Genomic DNA, 16167 nt, shown 5'->3' on the forward strand with positions numbered 1-16167 from the left:
TATCATGCGGTACGTTTCGGCCGATGGCCGGCGTCCGGCACCGGCCGGCGCCGCCGCGGCCTACCTGATGATCCGACCGCTGCCCATGTCTTTTCGTATCCTGCTCGTCGAAGACGACACCCGCCTGTCCACGCTGATCGCCGGCTACCTGCGCAAGAACGACTATGAAGTCGACACTGTGCTGCACGGCGACGCCGCGGTGCCGGCGATCCTGTCCCTTCGTCCCGATCTCGTCATCCTCGACGTGAACCTGCCGGGCAAGGACGGCTTCGAAATCTGCCGCGAGGCGCGCAAGCAGTACGATGGCGTGATCATCATGGTGACGGCGCGCGACGAGCCCTTCGACGAGCTGCTTGGCCTCGAGTTCGGCGCGGACGACTATGTGCACAAGCCGGTCGAGCCGCGCATCCTGCTCGCGCGGATCAAGGCGCAGCTGCGCCGCGCGCCCGCGCGCGCGACCGAGAGCGCCGCGCCGCAGCCGGAGCGCTACGCGTTCGGCAAGTTCTCGATCGACCGTACCGACCGCACCGTCGTCTTGCCGGACGGCAGCACGCCCGACCTGACGTCGGCCGAATTCGACCTGCTGTGGGCGCTCGTGTGCCATGCGGGCGAAGTCGTCAGCCGCGACGACCTGATGCTGCAGCTGCGCGGCGTCGAATTCGACGGCCTCGACCGTACGATCGACGGGCGCATCTCGAAGCTGCGCCGCAAGCTGCGCGACGACGCGAGCAACCCGCAGCGGATCAAGACGATCCGCAGCAAGGGTTATCAATTCAGCAAGCACGCGTGGGAATGACGCGGCCCTCGGGCGACGTCGTCACGTTCCGCGCGGGCATTCCACCCGCCGGCCGGGAGCCGAGATGATCCGACGAACCCGTTCGCACCCCGATGCACCGCCGCTGCCGACACTGCGCTACGTCAAATGGCGCTGGCTGCATTTCCGCCGCGCGTGGACCGACACGCGCGCCGACCGCATTCCGAGCTGGTCGCGCCTCTATGTGCGTACCTACCTGCACCTGCTTGGCCTCGTCCTGCTGACCGCGCTCGTGCCGGCGCTCGCGCTGTGCGTCGAATTGTCGCCGCAGGTCGTATGGCATGCGTTCGATTCGCTGCCGGGCGATATCTATATCGTGCTTGCGTTCGTGTTCGCCGCGCCCGCATTGGCGGCGTACCGGTGGATGCGGCCGGTCTGGTCGGATCTCGTGATGGTGCGCGAACGCGCGATCGACTTCACGGGCGGGCGCTTCAACACGCGTGCGCGGGAATCGCACAGCGTGATCATCGGCCCGCTCGCGCGCACGCTGAATGCGCTCGCGATGCGCATGGAGCGCTTGATCGCCGCGCAGCGCGACCTGACGAACGGCATCTCGCACGAGTTGCGCACGCCGCTCGCGCGCGTGCGCTTCGCGCTCGAAATGCTGCGCGAACCGGCGTCGGCCGCCGAATACCAGGGCGCGCTCGAGAGCATCGCGCAGGACGTGACCGAGCTTGAGGAATTGATCGACATGAGTCTGACGTTCGCGCGGCTCGAATACAGTTCGCTGCAGTCGAACCTCGAGATGACCGCGCCCGTCGCGTGGTTCGAGCATCAGGTCAACGACGCGCAGCTGCTGTATCCGGAGCGCGCGATCGAGTCGCGCATCGCGATCGCATCGGACCTGCGCGTGAAGATGGACCGGCGGTTGATGTCGTACGCGATGCGCAACCTGTTGCGCAACGCGAGCAAGTACGCGAGATCGCGGATCGTCGTCGGGATCTCGCTCGTGCACGGCAACATCGGGATCTTCGTCGAGGACGACGGCCCCGGCGTGCCCGAGAGCGAGCGCGAACGGATCTTCGATGCCTTCGTGCGCCTCGACCGCCGCACCGGCGGCTACGGGCTCGGCCTGTCGATCACGCGGCAGGTGCTCCATGCGCACAACGGCCGGATCGCGGTCGTCGATCCAGTCGAACTCTGCGGCGCGCGCTTCGAAATCAGCTGGCCGGTCTAGCCCATCCGTACATGAGGTTCGATCCCCGATCGCCGCGATGGCGGCGCGCTGACACGCGGAACGCGAGGGCGCACGACAGCATCGCGCGTATGCAAGCGCGGGCGGTGGCGATGGCCGGGGATTTCCGATCGGGAGTGCGAAGGCAGGACGGCAACACGGATGCCGCCGAAGCGGCATCCGCGCATGCTCAGTACGTGCGGCCGAGCTGCAGGTAGAAGTTGCGACGGCCGCCCGGCGCGAGCGCCACGCCGATGTAGACGGGCCCGAACGCGGTCGACAGGCTCGTGAAGAACGTATAGCTCTGCTTGAGCGCGCCGCCGCCGATCTGCTGCCCGCTCGACCACACGTTGCCGACTTCCGCGCTGGCGCCGACCGACAGCGCCTTGATCGGTGACGCGTTGAACGTCATCAGCTGGTTCATGTAGGTGATCTGGCCGTACGCGAGCTCGTTGCCGTTCAGCTGGTCGGCCGCATACGCGGACAGGTGCTGGAAGCCGCCGAGCGTGAAGTTGAACGCGTTGATCAGGTTGGTGCCCCCGATGCTCTTGCCGCCTTCGATCGTCGCGCTGACGCTGTGGCGGCCGAACTGCTGCGCCACCATCGCCTTGCCGTAGATCTCGGTGTAGGGCGCGTTGTTGATGCTGTCGTCGAATTGGCTCGCCGAGCCCCCGTTGCGCGACACCAGCGAGCGCTCGACGCGCAGTTCGGTGAAATAGCCCTTGCGCGGGAACAGCGGATCGTCGAGCTGGTCGATGACGAGGCGTGCGCGCGCGGTCAGCGCCTGGGAGGTGAAGCTCGGCCACAGCAGGTTCTGGCCGCTGCCGTCGTCGAACGGCAGGTTGTAGGTCGGCGAGCCGTGCCCGGTCACGTAACCGATACCGATCCGGAAATCGCCGAGCCGCGCGATCGGCAGGCCGAAATCGATCCCGGCGCGCGCCGTCTGCATCAGGTACTGCGTGATCTTCACGTCGCCGGTGTCGTCGTACAGGTTCGCGTAGCGGCGCTGGTACTCCGCGTAGGGCGACAGGTAGACGCCGTAGGCCATCGACAGCGGCTGGCGGAATTCGATGCGCGCCGACTGCAGGTCGCTGCCGATCGTCGTGTCCGCGCGGAATTCGAGCCCCGATTCCGTCAGCCACGGCCGCCGGTAGCCGACGTGCAGGCGGAAACCGCCCTCGTCGGTCGAGCTGCTCGACATGCCGAGCCCGAACAGCAGGAAATTCGGTCCCCAGTACTTCTCGCGCGCGTTGATCTCGAGCACGTTGTCGTCGCCGTGGCTCACGATCTGCTGCGTGACGCTCTCGAAATTGCCGCCCGTCGTGAGGCCGAGCAGATCCTGACTGACGGTCTGCGGATCGTAGGTATCGCCGGGCTTCACGTGCAGCGCGTTGCTGACGACGCGCTTCGGCACGCCGCCGCTGGTCTTGATGTCGATGCGCGTGATCCGGATCGGCGGCGGCAGCGGCTGCGCGTGCGCGGACCGGTAGGCCGCGTACTGCTCCGGCGTGAGCGCGAATCGCTTCAGCTTCGGCAGCGCGGCGGTCGCGGCGGCTGCGCCGGCGGCGATCGCCTGCTTCGCGTTCTGGAAATCGGTAAACGCGAGCCCGCCGAGGTCCGGCGTGAGCAGCACGTCCTGTGCGTCGAGCTGCTTGCGCTGGGCGGTCACGTTCTGGCGGATCAGGATGCCGACCATCTGCTGCATCACGTCGGCGGGCGACGCAAGCGCGTCGAGCGGGCGCAGTTGCGAGCCGATGTCGACTGCGATCACGACGTTCGCGCCCATCTGCCGCGCGGTGTCGACGGGCAGGTTGCTGACGAGCCCGCCGTCCACGAGCGCGCGCCCGTTGATCTCGGCCGGGGCGAACAGGCCGGGCATCGCCATGCTCGCGCGGACCGCGAGCGGCAGCGAGCCGTGGTCGAGCACGACCATCTGGCCCGTCTGCAGGTCGGTCGCGACCGCACGGTACGGGATCGGCAGGTGGTCGAACGGCTGGTTGGTCGGCACGGCGGCCGTCCAGTTCGCGAGCAGCGCCTGCAGCCGGTTGCCCTGCACGAGGCCGACCGGCGCCTTCACGCCTTTCTTGCCGAACCCGAGCGTCAGCCCGTTGATGTACAGCCGTTCGTCTTCCCGGCTGGTTTGCGGCAGGTCCGCGCGCTCGGTCACGTCGAACGCGATATCCGCGAGGTTGACCTCCGACAGCCGTTTTTGCATCTCGTCGGCCGCCATCCCGCTCGCGTACAGGCCGCCGACGACGGCGCCCATGCTGGTGCCCGCGATGCAGTCGATCGGGATGCGGTTGTCTTCCAGCACCTTCAGGACACCGAGGTGCGCGTAGCCGCGCGCACCGCCGCCGGACAGCACGAGGCCGATCGACGGGCGGCCGGCCGGGCCGCCGTCGGCCGTGCAGGCGTTCGCCGGCGCAGCGGGCGCGGCAGCCGGCGCGGTGGCGGCAGCGGTGACGGCCGGGGCGGCGGCGGGGGCGGTGGCCGGCAGCGGCTGCGCGGCGACCGTGCAGCACCAGACGGCGACGAGCGTCGTGCAGAGCGGGCGCACCCGCGCCCAGCGGGAGGAAACGGTCGCTGTCATGGTGGAAATACCTGGCGTGATCGGGCGTCTGAGGCCTGCAGGGAGCAGGCAAGACCGAGAGATTACCGTGTTTTACAGAGGCAATGCGAGAGGCCGTTGCGTAGCCGGATGCGTCCGGGGCGGTACATTTGACAATTGCGTCGCGAAAAAATCATCGGAATTGCCTAAAGTATCGGAACGATTTGCCGCTAAGCTCGTGATGGGGCGGCATGGACGCGCCACAAAAATGCGACGCGGCTCTCCCGGCCCGTTCGTTCACAAAGGTTTGATATGTCGACACCGCTGTTCGGAAAGTTGTTTGCGCAACCCGTTGCGATCGACCCTGGAACGGCGAGTACGCGGATTTATACGCACGAGCGGGGCGTGGTGCTGAACCAGCCGTCGGTCGTCTGCTTCCGCAAGGGCGGCGCGACTGACGCGCGGCCGACGCTCGAGGCGGTCGGCGAGCTCGCGAAGGCGCTGCTCGGCCGCGAACCGGGGCATCTCGAAGCCGTGCGGCCGATGCGGCATGGTGTGATCGCCGACGCGCACGCGGCCGAGCAGATGATCCGCAGCTTCATCGACATGTCGCGCACGCGCTCGCGCTTCGGCCGCCGTGTCGAGGTCACGCTGTGCGTGCCGTCCGACGCGACGGCCGTCGAGCGCCGCGCGATCCGCGAGGCCGCGTTCGCGGCCGGTGTATCGGACGTCGAACTGATCGAGGAGTCGCTCGCGGCCGGGCTCGGCGCCGGTCTGCCGGTAACGGAGCCGGTCGGCTCGATGGTCATCGACATCGGTGGCGGCACGACCGAAGTCGCGGTGATCGCGCTCGGCGGGATCGTCTATCGCGAGGCGATCCGCGTCGGCGGCAGCCAGTTCGACGCGGCGATCGTCAACCACGTTCGCAACCTGTATGGCGTGCTGCTCGGCGAGCAGACGGCCGAGCATGTGAAGAAGACGATCGGCTCGGCCACCAGCGCGGTGCCGCGCACGTCGACGCGCGCGGTCGGGCGCAGCATCGGCGACGGCCTGCCGCGCTCGGTCGAGCTGTCCAACCACGACGTCGCGGACGCGCTGGCCGCGCCGCTCAAGCAGGTGATCGGTGCGGTGAAGTCGGTGCTGGAAAACGCACCGGCCGAGCTCGTGACCGACATCGCGCATCGCGGCGTGGTGCTGACGGGCGGCGGCGCGCTGCTCGCCGGTCTCGAACGCCTGCTGCACGACGAGACGGGGCTGGTCGCGCGGATTGCCGACGAACCGGCCACCTGCGCGGTGCGCGGCGCCGGCGAGGCGATGGGGCGGCTCGCGATGTGTCCGGTCGACTGATCCGGGCCCTGCCGGGCCGTGCATCGCGGCGCGGCCGTTCACATTGTTTCGATCTCCGTAGATCTCCGCAGCCCTCCGTATTGCCTGCCCGCTGCGCCGGGCACGCGTCTCCGGCCGACTTGCCGCAAGGCAGGCCGCCGTCCGGCATCGGCCCGTCGCGTGGACACCCGAACACACACCGTGCTAGCGTTACGCGCCCGTGCGGGGCCGGGCAAGCCGAAACGCACGACGAGCCCGACGACCTGAGAGACCGAAAACCTTGAAAAACCACACCAAACGGGGCTTCCTTGCCCGAACGGGCCGCCTGCTGGCCGTCGTTGCCTGCCTCTGGATCGTCGCAGCCGTTGCGCTCGTCGCGTACGGGATGCGGATGCCGAGCGAGCCGGCCGATGTCGCCGTGATCTTTGGCAACGCGCTCGACGAGACCGGCGCGCCGAAGCCGGTGCTCGCCGCCAGGCTCGATGTCGGCGTGCGCTGCTACCGCACGGGGCAGTGCCCGGCGTTCCTGGTCAGCGGCGCGATTGACGGCCCCGGGCTCAACGAGGCGACCGCGATGCGCGACTATCTGGTGGCACACGGCGTGCCGGCCGACCGGATCGCCGTCGACGACCAGGGCGACAACACGCTCGCGACGGCGCAGCACACGCTCGCGTACCTGCAGGCGCACAACGTGTCGCGCGTGCTGATCGTCAGCCAGTACTACCACCTCGCGCGAGCGCGCCTCGCATTCGAGCGCGTCGGCATCGCAAGGGCGAACATCTCCGCCGCGTATCCGGGCCGTTTCCAGTTGCGCGATGTCTATTCGAGCTGGCGCGAAGTGCCGGCCTACGCGGTGTATGCGGTGCGGTTGTGGGTGAACCCCGATGCGCGGCCCGTTTCGTTCCGGCCGATGCTTTATCTGATGCGCCTGTTTTCGTAACACGCCGCGGGGCGAATGCTTCCGCGTGCGCGTGGTGCTCTTTTTCCTTTCGGTTTCGGCCGCTTCCTGCCCGCAGCCCGAATGTTTTCGACATTGGGCAAGCGATAACGATTCGCATTGCAGTTTCGATGCGAGGCGTAAATCGAAGTAAATTCGTAAGGCATTCGAAAATCCAGGTTTAATCCATTTATTAAGTGGGTGCTGATTATTCGTGTCAGCGATTTGTGAGAATTAAAATATTGCACTGCGGGATTCATATACCTTGAATCAAGGCTGCGCATCAGCGTTTTCACGGATACGGTGATTCCGTTGTTTTTGCGAAAAATCAAATCAAAAAGACGAAAAACTTGCGGAGCCTCGTCGCCGGACGTCTTTTGCCAAGTAAAAAATACATGCCCGCCAACCCTTGATCCGATGGGTAAATATCGACTGGAAAACGGTTTGAGTTTGATATAGCCTTGTCTGATAAAAGCAGGGCAGTAATCAAATCAACCAGAAAGTCGCTGCAGAAAAACAGGGGCCGCCATCATGTCGTTCGACTAGTCTTGCGTCTGCAATCCCGATCCCGGGCTGATTAAAAAACCCATCCTTGAATAAACCGACGTCGCATCGCGATTGCCGGGGCGGACGCTTTTGTCCGTGATTTTCTGCTGCGCGCCGTCCGGTGCGGCCGCAATGCCAATACCAAAACCAAAGCCAAAAACGAGGGAAAGCATGAACCTTGCGCGTTCGAAAAAAGCCGGTGAGCCGTTTCCGAGACTGCTGTTACCCACGGGCGTTTTCCTGGCATTGTCCGGCGCGGGTATCGTGCCTGCCAATGCGACCTGCAGCACGGCAGGCACGACGGTGACCTGCTCCGGGATCGCCAATCCGCTTGCGCCGAGCTATTCGAACAGCGCGAACAACATCAACGCCACCGTCAATCCCGGTGCGAGCGTCGGCGTGCTGCTCGGCGTCGGCGGCACCGCGATGTCGCTGACGGGCAACGGCGTCACGCTGACCAACAACGGCACGATCGACCCTTCCGCGCTTGGTAGCGGGCTCGGCGTGCTGTCGAGCGGCGCGGTCGTCGGCAATGCATCGGCGAGCGCGAATACCACCGTCGTCAACAACGGCACGATGAACGGTTCGACCGGCGTGGCGATCAGCGGCGTGACGGGCATGGCGCTGTCGGTCCAGAACGGCACGGGCGGCACCTCGAACATTACGAACACCGGCACGATCGGGTCCAACCCGCTGGTCGGTGCGACCCTCGTCGGCGCGGACTCGCCCGTGGTCGCCGCATACGGCGGCGCCGCGGTCAACATGTCGAACAGCGGAACGATCAACGGTCGCGTCGCGTTCGGCTCGAGCGGCACGCCCGGGCAGGGCAATACGTTTACCAACTCGGGCACGATCAACGGCGGCGTGTCGATGGGCGCGAACAGCAACAACACGTTCAATGCCGTGACGGGCTCGTCGGTCAACTCGGCGGGCGGCACCGGCGGCTCGTTCAACATCACGGTCGGCCCGAATACGCTCAACGTCGCGGCGACGGGTATCGTCGACGGCGGCGCGGGCGGCAACAACACGCTCAACCTGCAGCAGGGCACCAGCGCGAACGGCACGATCGCGGTCAACAACTACGTCAACTTCAATCACCTCGGCGTCAACAGCGGCAACTGGACGATCAACGGTGCGTCCACCGCGCAGGACGCGACGCTGAACGGCGGTGTCGCGATCATCGGCAACAACGCGTCGCTCGGCACCGGCAACGTCACGGCCAATGGCGGTGCGCTGCAGGCGGGTGTGGCCGGGCTCAATGTCGGCAACACCGTGACCCTCGGCGGCGGCGGATTGACGGTGCAGGGTGCGACCGGGCTCACGCTGTCGGGCACGGTGACGGGCGGCGGCGCGCTGACGAAGAACGACGGCGGCACGCTGACGTTGACGGGCGCGAACAGCTACACGGGCGGCACGAACCTGAACGCCGGCGGCATCGTCGTCGGCAACAACGCATCGCTCGGCAGCGGTGCGCTGAACGTCAACGGCTCGGCCTCGCTCGACACGAGCACGAACACGACGCTCGGCAACACGGTCAATCTCACCAACAATTCGACGCTGACGGTCGGCGGCAGCAACAACCTCGGGCTGGCCGGCGCCATCAACGGCAACGGCGGCCTCGTGAAGAACGGCGTGGCGACGCTGACGCTGACCGGCACGAATACCTACACCGGCGACACGACGATCAACAGCGGCACGCTCGCGCTGGGCGCGGGCGGCAGCCTGGCCTCGACCGGCACGGTGAGCCTGACCGGCGCCGGCGCGACGTTCGACCTGAGCAACGCAACGGGTGCGCAGGCGATCGGTGCGCTGGCGGGCTCGGCCGGTACCAGCGTGAACCTCGGCGGCAATTCGCTGACGCTGAACGGCAGCGTCAACGCGACGTACGCCGGCTCGATCGGCGGCACGGGCGGCGTCACGCTGGCCGGCACCGGCACGCAAACGCTGACGGGCGCGAACACGTACTCGGGCGGCACGAACCTGAACGGTGGCACCCTCGTGGTCGGCAGCAATACGGCGCTCGGCACGGGCGCGATGAACGTCAACGGCTCGGCGTCGCTCGATGCGACCACCAACGCGTCGCTCGCGAACAATGTCAACATCGCCACCGGCACGACGCTGACGCTCGGCGGCACCACCAATCTGGGCCTGAGCGGCGCGGTCTCGGGCGGCGGCGGTCTCGTGAAGAACGGCGCGGCGACCGTGACGTTGTCCGGGGCGAACAACTACAGCGGCGGCACGACGCTGAATGCCGGCGGCCTCGTGCTCGGCAACAACGCGGCGCTCGGCACGGGCGCGTTGACCGTCGGCGGCGCGGCGACGCTCGACACGAGCACGAACCTGTCGGTCAACAACGCGGTCAACCTCGCGACCGGTTCGACGCTGACACTGGGCGGCAGCAATGCGCTCACGCTGAACGGCGGCATCACCGGCGCGGGCGGCCTCGTGAAGGACGGCGCGGCGACCACGACGTTGACGGCCGCGAACACCTATACGGGCGGCACGACGATCAACGCGGGCACGCTGGCGATCAGCGGGGCCGGCAGCCTGGCGGCGACCGGTGCGGTGAACCTGGCCGGCGCGGGCGCGGCGCTCGACCTGAGCGGCGCGGCCGGTGCCCAGTCGATCGGCGCGCTGTCGGGGGTGGCCGGGACGAATGTCGCGCTGGGCAACAACGGGCTGACGCTGGGCGGAACCGCCAGCGGCGCCTTCAGCGGCGCGATCGGCGGTACCGGCAGCCTGACGCTGGCCGGTACCGGCACGCAGACGCTGAACGGCGCGAGCACCTACTCGGGCGGCACCAACCTGAACGGCGGCAGCAGCGTGGTGCTCGGCAACAATGCGGCGCTCGGCACGGGCGCGCTGAACGTCGCAGGCGCTGCAGCGCTCGACACGAACGCGAGCCTGTCGGTCGCCAACGCGGTCAATCTTGGCAACGGTTCGACGCTGACGCTCGGCGGCAGCAATGCGCTCACACTCGGCGGCGGCATTGCCGGTGCGGGCGGTCTCGTGAAGAACGGCGCGGCGACCACCACGTTGACGGGCACGAACACCTATACGGGCGGCACGACGATCAATGCCGGCACGCTGGCGGTGGGCGCGGGCGGCAGCCTGGCGGCGACCGGTGCGGTGAACCTGGCCAACGCGGGCGCGGCGCTCGACCTGAGCGGCGCGACGAGCGCGCAGACGATCGGCGCGCTGTCGGGTGTCGCCGGGACGAACGTCAACATGGGTGGCAACGGGCTGACGCTGGGCGGCACCGCCAGCGGCACCTTCGGCGGCGTGATCGGCGGGGCGGGCAGCCTGACGCTGGCCGGTACCGGCACGCAGACACTGACGGGCGCGAACGTCTATACGGGCGGCACGAATCTGAACAGCGGCGGCGTCGTGCTCGGCAATGGCGGGGCGCTCGGTTCCGGCGCGCTGAACGTCGGCGGCGCGGCGACGCTCGACACGACCGCGAGCCTGTCGGTCAACAACGCGGTCAATCTCGGCGCGGGCGCGACGCTGACGCTCGGCGGCAGCAACGCGCTCACGCTGAACGGCGGCATTGCTGGCACGGGCGGCCTCGTGAAGGACGGCGCGGCGACCACGACGTTGACGGCCGCGAACACCTACACGGGCGGCACGACGATCAACGCCGGCACGCTGGCGCTCGGTGCCGGCGGCAGCCTCGCGGCGACGGGCGCGGTGAACGTGGCCGGCGCGGGCGCGACATTCGACCTGAGCGGTGCGACGGGTGCGCAGACGATCGGCGCACTGAGCGGCGTTGCCGGCGCGGCCGTGAACCTCGGTGCGAACGGCCTGACGCTGAGCGGGACGGCCAGCGGCAATTTCGGCGGCACGATCGGCGGCACCGGCGGCCTGACAGTGGCCGGCACGGGCACGCAGACGCTGTCCGGCACGAACACGTACACGGGCGGCACGACGATCAACGGCGGCAGCACGCTGGCGCTCGGCACGGGCGGCAGTCTCGCGGCGACCGGGACGGTGAACCTCGCCGCTGCGGGCGCGACGTTCAACCTGGGCGGCGCATCGGGCGCGCAGACGATCGGCGCGCTGAGCGGTGCGGCCGGCACGAACGTGAACCTCGGCGCGAACGCGCTGACATTGAGCGGCAACGGCAACCATACGTTCGGCGGGACGATCGACGGTACCGCTGGCGTGACGTTCGCGGGTACCGGCACGCAAACGCTGACGGGCACGAACACCTACACGGGCGGTACGACGATCGGCGCCGGCGGCACGCTGGCGCTCGGTGCGGGCGGTAGCCTGGCCTCGACAGGGGCGGTGAATCTCGCTGGCGCCGGCGCGACGTTCAACCTGAGCGGCGCATCGGGCACGCAGACGATCGGCGCGTTGAACGGCGCGGCCAGTACGAACGTGGATCTTGGCGCGAACGGGCTGACGCTGAGCGGGACCGCCAGCGGCACGTTCGGCGGCGCGATCGGCGGCACGGGCAGCGTGACGTACGCGGGTACCGGCACGCAGACGCTGACGGGTGCGAACACGTACACGGGCGGCACGACGATCAACGGCGGCAGCACGCTTGCGCTTGTCGCGGGCGGCAGCCTGGCTTCGGGTAGCGCAGTGAATCTTGCAGGCACGGGTGCGACGTTCGACGTGAGCGGCGCATCGGGCGCGCAGACGCTCGGCACGCTGAGCGGCATCGGCGGCACGAACGTGAACCTCGGCGCGAACGCGCTGACGCTGAACGGCAGCACCAACGGTACGTTCGCCGGTGCGATTGGCGGCACGGGCGGCGTGACGTTCGCGGGCACGGGTACGCAAACACTGACGGGTGCGAACACCTACACGGGTGGCACGACCATCAACGGCGGCAGCACGCTGGCGCTGGGTGCGGGTGGCAGCCTGGCTACCGGCGGTTCCGTGAACCTTGCCGGAGCAGGCGCAACGTTCAACCTGAGCGGTGCGTCGGGCGCGCAGACGATCGGCGCGTTGAACGGCGCGGCTGGCACGAACGTGGATCTTGGCGCGAACGGACTGACGCTGAGCGGAACCGCCAGCGGCACGTTCGGCGGTGCGATCGGCGGCACGGGCAGCGTGACGTTCGCGGGCACCGGGACGCAAACGCTGACCGGCGCGAACACCTATACCGGTGGCACGACGATCAACGGCGGCAGTACGCTCGCGCTGGGCGCAGGCGGCAGCCTGGCTTCCGGCAGTGCCGTGAACCTTGCCGGCACAGGCGCGACGTTCAACCTGAGCGGTGCATCGGGCGCACAGACGCTCGGCACGCTGAGTGGCGCCACCGGCACGAACGTGAACCTCGGCGCGAATGCGCTGACGTTGAACGGCAGCACCAACGGCACGTTTGGCGGCGTGATCGCCGGCACCAGTGGCGTGACGTTCGCGGGCAGCGGCACGCAGACGCTGACCGGCGCGAACACGTACACGGGCGGCACGACGATCAACGGCGGCAGCACACTCGCGCTGGGCGCGGGCGGCAGCCTCGCGCCCAGCGCGGTGAACCTCGCCGGCACGGGCGCGACGTTCAACCTCAGCGGCGCGACGGGCGCGCAGACGCTTGGCACGCTGACCGGCGCGACCGGCACGAACGTAAACCTCGGCGCGAATGCGCTGACGTTGAACGGCAGCGGCAATAACACGTTCGGCGGCGCGATCGGCGGCACGGGTGGTGTGACGTTCGCAGGTGCCGGCACGCAAACGCTGACGGGCGCGAATACCTACACGGGTGGCACGACGATCAACGGCGGCAGCACACTCGCGCTGGGCGCCGGCGGCAGCCTTGCGTCGGGCAGCGCGGTGAATCTCGCCGGCACGGGCGCGACGCTCAACCTGGGCGGCGCGACGGGCGCGCAGACGCTCGGCACGCTGACCGGCGCGACCGGCACGAACGTAAACCTCGGCGCGAACGCGCTGACGTTGAACGGCAGCGGCGGCACATTTGGCGGTGCGATTGGCGGCACGGGCGGCGTGACGTTCGCGGGTGCCGGCACGCAAACGCTGACGGGCGCGAACACCTTCACGGGTGGCACGACCATCAACGGCGGCAGCACGCTGGCGTTGGGTGCGGGCGGCAGCCTCGCATCGGGCAGCGCGATGAATCTCGCCGGCACGGGCGCTACGTTCAACCTGAGCGGTGCATCGGGCGCGCAGACGCTCGGCTCGCTGTCCGGCGGCGCCGGTACGAACGTGACCCTCGGCGCGAACGCACTGACGCTGAATGGCAGCGGCAATGGCACGTTCGGCGGTGCGATCGGCGGCACGGGCGGTGTGACGTTCGCGGGCACCGGTACGCAGACGTTGACGGGCGCTAACACCTACACGGGTGGCACGACGATCGGCACCGGCAGCACGCTCGCGCTGGGTGCGGGCGGCAGCCTCGCGTCGGGCAGCGCGGTGAATCTCGCCGGCACGGGCGCGACGTTCAACGTCGGGGGCGCGACGGGCGCACAGACGATTGGCGCGCTGTCCGGCGGCATCGGCACCAGCGTGAATCTGGGCACGAATGCGCTGACGCTGAACGGCAGCGGCAACGCAGCGTTCGGCGGGACGATCGGCGGTGCGGGCGGCGTGACGGTTGCCGGTAGCGGCACGCAAACGCTGACGGGCGCGAACACCTACACCGGCGGCACGACCATCAACGGCGGCAGCACGCTGGAGCTCGGCGCGGGCGGCGGCCTCGCGTCGACGGGCGCGGTGAATCTCGCGGGCACGGGTGCGACGTTCGATGTCAGTGGTGCGTCGGGCGCGCAGACGATCGGCACGTTGAACGGCGCGACCGGCGCGACCGTCAATCTCGGCGCGAATGCGCTGACGTTGAACGGCAGCGGCAACGGCACGTTCGGCGGCGCGATCGGCGGCGCGGGCGGTGTGACGATCGCCGGCACGGGTGTTCAGACGCTGACGGGCGCGAATACCTACACGGGCGGCACCACGATCGCGGTCGGTGGCGCGCTGCAACTCGGCAACGGCGGCGCGTCGGGCAGCATCGCCGGCAATGTCGTCGACAACGGCGCGCTGATCGTCAATCAATCCGGCAACGTGACGATTGCAAGCGTGCTGTCGGGCGCGGGCTCGCTGACGCAGGCCGGCAGCGGGCAACTGACGTTGACGGGCGCCAGCACCTTGAGCGGCCCGACCACGGTCAACGCGGGCACGCTCGCGGTCAACGGGTCGCTCGGCCAGTCGACCGTGACCGTGCAGAACGGTGCGACGGTCACGGGCACCGGCACGATCGGCGGCCTCGTGGTGCAGGGCGGTGCGACGGCGGCCGCGTCGCAGCCGGGCGCGGCGCTGAACGTGGGCGGCAATGTCACGTTCCAGCCGGGTTCGACGTTCCAGGTCGCGGCCTCGCCGCAGCAAAGCGGCAGCCTCGCGGCGGGCGGTACGGCGACGCTGAACGGCGGCACCGTGCAGGTGATCGCGAACCAGAGCGGCTACCAGCCGAGCACGACCTACACGATCGTGACGGCGGCATCGGGCGTGCAGGGCGCGTTCAGCCAGGTGAATGCGAACTACGCGTTCCTGATGCCGACGCTCAGCTACGACCCGAATCACGTGTACCTGCGACTCGTCGAAAACGGCACGTCGCTGCCGGACGTCGCGACGACGCCGAACCAGCGGTCGGTCGCGACCGCGCTCGGCGGGCTCGGCGCCGGCAACCCGCTGTACGACGCGGTGCTGACGACCGACGCGCCCACCGCACGCCGCGCGTACGGGATGCTCGACGGCGAACTGCAGGCCAGCATGAAGAGCATGCTGCTGCTCGATAGCCGCTATGTGCGCGATGCGGTGACCGATCGCGTCCGCCAGGGCCTCGCGCCCGGATCGGGCCCGCTCGCCGCGCTGTCGTCGGGCGGCGCCGCGCTGTGCGGCGACAACACGGCCGGCGCGGTCGACCCGACGCTGCCGCCGGAACGCCGGATCGGTTCGCGCGAGGGGTGCTACGGCGGCACGCCTTATCAACCGGTCGTCTGGGGGCAGGCGTTCGGCGGCCGCAGCCGGCTTACCGGCGACGGCAACGCGTCGACGATCAACCGCAGCATGACGGGCTTCATCGCCGGCGCCGACATGGCGCTCAACGACAAGTGGCGCGCGGGTCTGGCCGCGGGCGTTACGCATAGCTCGCTCGACAATGACCAGAGCTCGTCGGCGGCGGTGAACAGCTACTACCTGTCGCTGTACGGCGGCGCGCAGTACGGTGCGCTCGGCGTGCGCGGTGGCGCGTCGTACACGTGGTACCGGATCAACAGCGATCGCAATCCGGGCTTCGCGGGATTCTCGGATCACGATTCGGCCGGCTACGACGCGAATTCGGCGCAGGTGTTCGGCGAAGTCGGCTACGCGCTGCCGGTCGGGCCCGTGGCGATCGAACCGTTCGCGGGCCTCGCGTATGTGAACCTGCATACCGACGGCTATACGGAAACGGGTGGCGCGGCCGCGCTGCGTGCCGGCGGCGAGACGACTCACGTCGGCTTCTCGACCCTCGGTTTGCGCGCGGCGTCGCAGCTCGGCTCGATTGCGAGCGGCACGTTCACCGCGCGCGGGACGGTCGGCTGGCGGCATGCGTTCGGCAACGTGCGGCCGTCGTCGGCGTTCACGTTCGCGAACGGCGGCACGTCGTTCCAGGTGTCGGGTGTGCCGATTGCTCGCGACAGCGCGGTGCTCGAAGCCGGTATCGACGCGAACATCACGAAGCGCCTGACGCTCGGCCTCACGTACAGCGGCCAGTACGGCAGCGGCGTGCGCGACAACGCAATCCTCGGCAACATCCTGTGGAAGTTCTGAGCTGCACGTGATGTGCCTGTGCGCGATGCCTGGCGGCGACGGTAACG

General features: G+C 68.7%; 7 protein-coding genes. 5 read left to right on the forward strand and 2 right to left on the reverse strand.

The window, feature by feature from the left end; genetic code table 11:
- The first annotated feature begins 85 nt into the window (after positions 1-85).
- The gene (locus tag KEC55_RS30455; RefSeq protein WP_176048243.1) at positions 86-796 is read left to right on the forward strand and encodes a response regulator; all 711 of its coding nucleotides are present in this window, start codon (positions 86-88) and stop codon (positions 794-796) included.
- Between the two features lie 64 nt (positions 797-860).
- A complete protein-coding gene (locus KEC55_RS30460) occupies positions 861-1991 on the forward strand; it encodes an ATP-binding protein (protein ID WP_282508760.1) in 1131 nt (376 codons plus the stop codon).
- 187 nt (positions 1992-2178) lie between these two features.
- On the opposite strand, the gene KEC55_RS30465 is transcribed toward KEC55_RS30460, so the two are convergent.
- Entirely contained in the window at positions 2179-4578 is a 2400-nt protein-coding gene (locus KEC55_RS30465; RefSeq protein ID WP_282508761.1) for a patatin-like phospholipase family protein, read from the reverse strand.
- Positions 4579-4848: 270 nt separating this feature from the next.
- Between KEC55_RS30465 and KEC55_RS30470 the strand changes: the two genes are divergently transcribed.
- Together KEC55_RS30470 and KEC55_RS30475 are read left to right on the forward strand one after the other, a co-directional pair.
- Complete coding sequence (locus KEC55_RS30470) at positions 4849-5883, forward strand: rod shape-determining protein (RefSeq protein WP_282508762.1); 1035 nt, start codon at positions 4849-4851, stop codon at positions 5881-5883.
- A gap of 259 nt (positions 5884-6142) precedes the next feature.
- Entirely contained in the window at positions 6143-6802 is a 660-nt protein-coding gene (locus KEC55_RS30475) for a YdcF family protein (protein WP_282508763.1), read from the forward strand.
- Between the two features lie 539 nt (positions 6803-7341).
- Here KEC55_RS30475 and KEC55_RS30480 read toward each other — a convergent pair.
- Positions 7342-7518, reverse strand: a complete 177-nt coding sequence (locus tag KEC55_RS30480; RefSeq protein WP_282508764.1) for a hypothetical protein — start codon at positions 7516-7518, stop codon at positions 7342-7344.
- Between KEC55_RS30480 and KEC55_RS30485 the strand changes: the two genes are divergently transcribed.
- Positions 7517-16120 carry an autotransporter-associated beta strand repeat-containing protein gene (locus KEC55_RS30485; protein WP_282508765.1) on the forward strand — a complete coding sequence of 2868 codons (8604 nt, stop codon included), beginning with the start codon at positions 7517-7519 and terminating at the stop codon, positions 16118-16120. The two genes, KEC55_RS30480 and KEC55_RS30485, sit on opposite strands and share 2 nt — an antisense overlap.
- The last annotated feature ends 47 nt before the right edge of the window (positions 16121-16167 follow it).

It is taken from the genome of Burkholderia cepacia, from assembly GCF_029962485.1.
Classification (GTDB): Bacteria; Pseudomonadota; Gammaproteobacteria; order Burkholderiales; family Burkholderiaceae; genus Burkholderia.